Genomic DNA, 6,845 nt, shown 5'->3' on the forward strand with positions numbered 1-6,845 from the left:
GGACGTTCTGAGTTCCACCAAACTCGCTGATTCTATTCCCTTCTTCCCCTTCTTCCCCTTCTTTCCCTTCTTTCCCTAGCCCCTAGCCCCTAGCCCCTAGCCCCTAACCGCCTTGGCGGTTGCTATATCAGGGGAGAAAAAATATAGGACTTACGCATGGAGTCCCAGAAACCGGGCTTCCGCTGTGGTTGGGTGCGTAAGTCCTGTTTCTGTCAATTTTCCACTTTCCACCAACAAACCAAACAAAATCCCCCGCCGAAAGGCAGGGGATTTGTTCAATTACCTACAGAACCAGAGTTCAGAATTACCCGAATTTCCCGGCCGTCGAGGCAATTACAAAGGCCGCGTAAGTGAAGACAAAGCCAACTGCAAAGTGAGCTAAACCAACTACGCGAGCTTGCACAATTGACAGAGCCACTGGCTTGTCCTTCCAGCGAACCAAGTTCGCCAAAGGAGTACGCTCGTGAGCCCAAACAATCGTCTCAATCAACTCTTGCCAGTAACCACGCCAAGAGATCAAGAACATGAAACCAGTTGCCCAAACCAAGTGTCCGAATAAGAACATCCAGGCCCAAACAGACAAGTTATTAGTTCCAAACGGGTTGTAACCGTTGATCAACTGAGAGGAATACAGCCAGAGGTAATCGCGGAACCAACCCATCAGGTAGGTAGAAGACTCATTAAACTGAGCCACATTACCTTGCCAGATGCCTAAGTGCTTCCAGTGGAAGTAGAAAGTCACCCACGCGATCGTATTCAGCATCCAGAACGCCGCTAGATAGAAGGAATCCCATCCAGAGATGTCGCAAGTACCGCCACGACCAGGGCCGTCGCAAGGGAAAGCATAGCCGAAATCTTTCTTATCCGGCATCAGCTTAGAACCGCGAGCGTCCAGAGCGCCCTTGACCAAGATCAAGGTAGTAGTGTGCAAGCCAAGTGCGATCGCATGGTGAACCAAGAAATCGCCAGGGCCAATTGCCAAGAACAGAGAGTTGGTACCGCTATTGACTGCATCTAGCCAGCCTGGTAGCCAGACATTAGCGTAGTTAGGCCATGCGGTGGAAGCGATGCTATCTGGATTAGACAACAGCACGTCCATACCATACAGAGCTTTACCGTTAACAGATTGGACGAACTGAGCAAACACTGGCTCAATCAAAATCTGCTTCTCAGGAGTGCCAAAAGCAACAACTACGTCGTTGTGAACGTACAGACCGAGAGTGTGGAAGCCCAAGAACAGCGAGACCCAGCTCAAGTGAGAGATAATCGCTTCTTTGTGCTGCAACACGCGGTAAAGCACGTTGCCCTTGTTTTGTTCGGGATCGTAGTCCCGCACCATGAAGATCGCACCGTGAGCAAAAGCGCCCAGCATGATGAATCCAGCAATGTACTGGTGGTGCGTGTACAGCGCCGCCTGAGTCGTGTAATCCCTAGCTATGAAAGCGTAAGGAGGCAGCGAGTACATATGCTGCGCCACGAGGGAAGTAATTACCCCTAGAGCAGCCAAGTGCCAGCCTAACTGGAAGTGCAGAGAGTTGTTGTAGGTCTCATAAATGCCTTGGTGAGGCATATTGAAAGGGCCTTCAACTTTCTTACCAAAGAAATCTTTGGAATCGCACATTTCTTTGATGCTGTGACCAATACCGAAGTTCGTCCGGTACATATGACCAGCAACAATGAACAGAACTGCGATCGCTAAGTGGTGGTGAGCAATGTCAGTCAACCACAACGATTCAGTCTGAGGGTGGAAGCCACCCAAGAAAGTCAGAATTGCAGTTCCAGAACCTTGGGCAGTACCGAAGACATGACCCGCCGTATCAGGGTTCTGGGCGTAAACGCCCCAGTTACCCGTAAAGAACGGAGCCAAGCCAGCGGGGTGAGGCAACGTAGACAGGAAGTTATCCCAGCCAACGTGCTGACCGCGAGATTCAGGAATAGCGACGTGAACCAAGTGACCCGTCCAGGCCAAAGAGCTGACACCGAACAAACCAGCCAAGTGGTGGTTGAGGCGAGATTCAGCATTCTTGAACCAAGACAAGCTGGGGCGGAACTTGGGTTGAAGGTGCAGCCAACCTGCGAACAACAACACAGCAGACAGCACCAGCAGGAAGATAGCTCCTTGATACAAGTCAGCGTTCGTCCGCATCCCTTGGGTGTACCACCAGTGGTAAACGCCAGAGTAAGCAATATTCACCGGGTTAGAAGCACCGGCTTGAGTGAAAGCATCTACTGCCGGAGCACCGAATTGTGGGTCCCAAATCGCGTGAGCGATCGGGCGGACATTGAGAGGGTCTTTAATCCACTGTTCAAAGTTACCTTGCCACGCTACGTGGAACAGGTTGCCGGAAGTCCAGAGGAAAATGATCGCTAGGTGGCCGAAGTGGGAGGCAAAAATCTTTTGGTAAAGATTTTCCTCTGTCATGCCGTCATGGCTTTCAAAGTCGTGGGCTGTCGCAATCCCGTACCAGATCCGACGAGTCGTTGGATCTTGAGCAAGGTCTTGGCTAAATTTTGGAAATTTTGTTGCCATAAGCCTTGATTAATGCTGAATCCTGAAGGTTGAATGGATTCGGGTGCGGATTTTGGATTCTAGATTTTGCGAATTATCCAAAATCCAGAATCCAAAATCTAGGGGGTAGTTTAGCCTACCGAAATAATTCGAGCTAGGAAGAACGCCCACGTAGTGACAATTCCTCCCAAGAGGTAGTGAGCTACCCCCACAGCGCGACCCTGAGTGATGCTCAGAGCGCGGGGCTGAATCGCCGGAGCTACCTTTAGCTTATTATGAGCCCAAACAATCGACTCAATCAGTTCTTGCCAGTAGCCGCGACCGCTGAACAGGAACATCAGACTAAAGGCGAAGACGAAGTGACCGCCCAAGAACAGCAAGCCATAAGCAGACAGCGCTGAACCGTAGGACTGAATCACCTGAGCTGCTTGTGCCCAGAGGAAATCACGCAGCCAGCCATTGATCGTGATCGCACTTTGTGCGAAGTTGCCGGCGGTGATATGAGAGATTGTACCGTCTGGATCGACAGTTCCCCAAACATCCGACTGCATCTTCCAGCTAAAGTGGAAAATCACAATTGACAAGCTGTTGTACATCCAGAACAGACCCAGGAAGACGTGATCCCAGCCAGATACCTGACAGGTGCCGCCACGACCAGGGCCATCGCAAGGGAACCGGAAGCCTAAACTGGCTTTGTCGGGAACCAAGCGAGAGCTACGAGCGAACAATACGCCCTTGAGCAGGATCAGAACAGTAACGTGGATGGTGAAAGCATGGATGTGGTGGATCATAAAGTCCGCCGTACCCAGCGCGATCGGCATCATCGCTACCTTGCCGCCCACTGCTACCACCCCACCACCGAAAGCGTGACTAACGATTTCTTGGGCATTAGGGGCAGTATTGCCAGGAGCCAAAGCGTGAATACGTTGTATCCACTGAGCAAATACTGGCTGCAATTGAATCCCAGTATCCGAGAACATATCTTGAGGACGACCGAAAGCCCGCATTGTATCGTTATGCACGTACAGACCGAAGCTGTGGAAACCCAAGAAGATACAAACCCAGTTCAGGTGGGAAATGATCGCATCGCGGTGACGGATCACGCGATCCAACAAGTTATTAACGTGCTGGGCCGGATCGTAGTCACGCACCATGAAGATTGCCGCGTGAGCCGCAGCTCCAACAATCAGGAATCCGCCAATCCACATATGGTGGGTGAACAAAGATAGCTGAGTTGGGTAATCAGTCGCAATGTACGGATACGGAGGCATCGAGTACATATGCTGGGCGACGAGGATGCTCAAAGAGCCCATCCAAGCCAAGTTCCACGACAGTTGGCAGTGCCAAGACTGGGTGAAGATTTCGTACATCCCTTTGTGGCCTTCGCCAGTAAAGGGGCCTTTGTGAGCTTCTAGAACTTCTTTAAAGCTGTGGCCGATGCCCCAGTTAGTCCGGTAGAAGTGACCTGCGATGATGAACAACACTGCCAGAGCTAGGTGGTGGTGAGCTGTATCGCTCAGCCACAGACCGCCAGTGGTGGGGTTCAAACCGCCTTTAAAAGTCAGGAAGTCACTGTAGGCTCCCCAGTTCAGCGTGAAGAAGGGAGTCAGACCCTTGGCAAAGCTGGGGTAAAGATCGGCCATCAAGCTGGAGTTCAGAATCCACTCATGAGGCAGTGGAATGTCTGCAACTGTAGCTATCGTCTTGCCGCCGATGGTCAACGGTTGACCAGCGTCGATCGCATCCATGCAAGCATTGATTGGCAAGGAAACGTGGATCTGCTGACCCGCATAACCCAAGCAACCGCAACCGAGCAAGCCTGCTAAGTGGTGGTTCATCATCGACTCCACATTCTGGAACCATTCCAGTTTGGGAGCGCTAACGTGATAGTGGAACCAACCCGCGAACAGCATCAATGCTGCCATGACTAAAGCGCCGATGGCTGTGCAGTATAGCTGGTAAGAGTTTGTAATACCGTTAGCCCGCCACAGTTGAAACAGACCAGAGGTGATCTGAATCCCGTGGAAGCCGCCGCCTACATCGCCATTTAAAATTTCTTGACCAAAAATTGGCCAAACCACTTGAGCGCTAGGCTTGATGCCTGTAGGGTTCGTTAACCAAGCTTCGTAATTGGAAAACTTTGCGCCATGAAAGTACGCTCCGCTTAACCAGACGAAGATCACGGCTAAGTGGCCGAAGTGAGCGCTAAAAATTTTGCGTGAAACGTCTTCTAAGTCGCTGGTATGACTGTCAAAGTCGTGAGCGTTAGCGTGCAGGTTCCAAATCCAGGTGGTGGTTTTGGGCCCCTTGGCTAGGGTGCGGTCGAAATGTCCCGGCTTAGACCACTTCTCGAAGGAAGTAGGCACTGGGTTTTTATCGACTGTCACTTTTACCTTTGCCTCTCGCTCTGGAGGACTAATTGTCATGCAGACTCTCCTCTCAATAAGACAAGGAACGAGAATTGATACTCCTCTCTCTGCTAGTGGCAGTTCAACCGCTTCGTTCGAGGGAGTTGATTATGAATTATAGACTCCCACATCTCATGCACTGCGTGTGTTAACAATTATTAAAAAAGCCTAAACAGCACATTTATCAAAGATTTCAGTTCCACAGTAATTAGAAAAAGTCAAGGGGTAATGCCATTAAATTTACAAAACTAAAAGATTAGAGAACTGAGACAACCGCAGTGAAGACTAGGGATAGAGTGGCAAGTTATCAATATTATGATATGAAAAATTATTTAACTCAACATTTAACTCTTCACTAATTCAGAACTATCTTTACCCCTTCCCCTTTTCAGCTATAGTTCCCTTATGCACAGGTTCTAGGAGAATGGCGGCGTGTTTGGCATCAATTGTTGGTGGATAGCTACGCGAAGGCTGCTGACATCTTTGACGGCAGTGGTTTTAGTATTGAGTCTGGCTGGTTGCGGCGATCGCATTTCAGAATTGCCCAAATCCAGTCCGAATAAAAGTTGGGCCGCGATCTCGGCCCTAAAAATTTCAGAGGTTTCTCCCCCAGAAGCCTTGCAACAACTGCGTCAGACCCTCGAAATTTACCAGCCTCAAGTCAAAATATTGAGTCCAAGGCAAGATGAATTTCTGAAGGATAATACTGTTACAGTCAGATTCCAAGTTCAAGACTTGCCTATTTTCAAAGATGCTGACCTGGGTTTGGGCCCTCACCTGGAAGTATTTCTGGACAACCAACCTTACAAAGAGATTTACGACATCGCCCAACCTTTAGTTCTCTCCGATTTAGAACCTGGAACTCACACTCTACGCGCCTTTGCCGCCCGTCCTTGGGGCGAAAGCTTTAAAAATGAAGGCGCTTATGCTCAAACTACTTTTCATCTGTTCACTAAAACCCAAGACAATAACCCAGATCCAACTTTACCGCTGTTAACTTACAGCCAACCTCAAGGCAGCTATGGGGCCGAGCCGATCGTGTTAGATTTCTACCTGACTAATGCTCCTCTGCATTTAGTAGCCCAAGAAAATCCTCAAGATGAAATAGTTGACTGGAAGATTCGGGTAACAGTCAATGGCGAAAGTTTTGTCACAGACGAGTGGCAGCCTATTTATCTTAAAGGCTTTACACCGGGCAAAAATTGGGTGCAAGTGGAATTTCTAGACGAACAGGGAAACCCTGTCAAAAACGCCTTTAATAATACAGTTAGGGTGATTACCTACAAACCTTCGGGTCAAGATACCCTTGCTAAGTTAGTGCGAGGCGAACTAACAGCCGCTGATGTTGGTAGGATCGTCGATCCAAATTATGCAGTTAAAATACCGAAACCAATGCCAAAACCTGTTGTTGTTCCCACACCGGAACCTGTTGTTCCCACACCGGAACCTGTTATTCCCACGCCAGAACCTGTTGTTCCCACGCCAGAACCTGTTATTCCCACGCCAGAACCTGTTGTTCCCACGCCGGAACCTTCGCCGGAACCTGTTATTACTCCAATACCAACGCTGCCAGAGATAATAGATAAAGCACCGATACCAGAAGTGCGATCGCCTGGAGTCTCTGAGGAATCTGCCAAACTTGTACCGGAACCGCAGGAACTAAGCCCAAAAACTGCTAGTGAAACTCCGGGGGATTCACCGGATTCACCTGTTGTACCAAAAGCGATCGCACCACCTGCTAAAACCTTAATAGTGCCTGAACAAACTACTTCGGGGTTGGTTGCAGTAGCCAAAATACCTGGATTTACCTAGTATTGAATTAACGAATTGTGGGTATTGGGTGAAGATCGGTGAGTTGTTTTAGCGGAATTAAGTTATAATAAACTTGCGCTTGGTCAATGCGAGTTATTAAGGCTCAAGTAACTTGA

General features: G+C 49.3%; 3 protein-coding genes. 1 reads left to right on the forward strand and 2 read right to left on the reverse strand.

Annotated elements, in window-relative coordinates; translation table 11 throughout:
* Positions 1-304: 304 nt before the first annotated feature.
* Positions 305-2,530: a photosystem I core protein PsaB gene (psaB, locus tag PY364_RS06085; protein WP_275521353.1), complete on the reverse strand. Its 2,226-nt coding sequence runs from the start codon at positions 2,528-2,530 to the stop codon at positions 305-307.
* Between the two features lie 110 nt (positions 2,531-2,640).
* Positions 2,641-4,935, reverse strand: coding sequence for a photosystem I core protein PsaA (gene psaA, locus PY364_RS06090; RefSeq protein ID WP_275521354.1), 2,295 nt, complete (start codon positions 4,933-4,935; stop codon positions 2,641-2,643).
* A 414-nt stretch (positions 4,936-5,349) separates the two neighbouring features.
* Here psaA and PY364_RS06095 point away from each other — a divergent pair, with 414 nt between their 5' ends.
* Positions 5,350-6,729, forward strand: a complete 1,380-nt coding sequence (locus tag PY364_RS06095; protein ID WP_275521355.1) for a hypothetical protein — start codon at positions 5,350-5,352, stop codon at positions 6,727-6,729.
* Positions 6,730-6,845: the final 116 nt, after the last annotated feature.

It is taken from the genome of Kamptonema sp. UHCC 0994, assembly GCF_029167235.1.
GTDB lineage: Bacteria > Cyanobacteriota > Cyanobacteriia > Cyanobacteriales > Microcoleaceae > Kamptonema.

Coding starts and splice junctions, on each gene's coding strand:
- psaB (WP_275521353.1), bottom strand. CDS start 2,530: ATGGCAACAAAATTTCCAAAATTTAGCCAAGACCTTGCTCAAGATCCA.
- psaA (WP_275521354.1), bottom strand. CDS start 4,935: ATGACAATTAGTCCTCCAGAGCGAGAGGCAAAGGTAAAAGTGACAGTC.